We start from the raw sequence: 501 nt of genomic DNA, 5'->3' as shown, positions 1-501 counted from the left end.
ATGGCCCAGTTCACGACCGATTTCGCGCGCTACCGCCTGGACGAGGTGATGGGCGACTGGAGGCCGTACGACCAGCTCCTGTGCAATTCGGTGGAGCGCACCTGCAAGCGCTGGGGCATCGAGTACCGCGACAACGAAGGCTTGAAGTTCTACAAGGCGGTGCCGACCTGGCAGCCCCATTCGGACGTACCCGCCGGGCTGGCGCGCCTGGCCACCGAGTACAAACTGGTGATCCTGTCCAACGCCATGGACGAGCAGATCCAGGCCAGCGTCGACAAGCTCGGCGCGCCCTTCCACCGTGTGTACACCGCGCAGCAGGCCCAAGCCTACAAGCCGCGTCTGCAGGCCTTCGAGTACATGATCGAGCAACTGGACTGCAATCCGGAAGACATCCTGCACGTGTCCTCGAGCATGCGCTACGACCACCTCTCGGCCGACGACGTCGGCATCAAGAACCGGGTCTTCGTCGCGCGCGGCCACGAGCCCAGCTGGCCGGTCTGG

General features: G+C 64.9%; 1 protein-coding gene. It reads left to right on the top strand.

What is annotated here, in order from left to right:
- On the top strand, positions 1 to 501 hold a 501-nt coding region (locus AC3A35_RS27885), incomplete at both ends, for a haloacid dehalogenase type II (protein WP_487439807.1).

It is taken from the genome of Azoarcus sp. Soil_N_20, from assembly GCF_057656155.1.
This window is presented reverse-complemented; position numbering and strand designations above follow the sequence as displayed.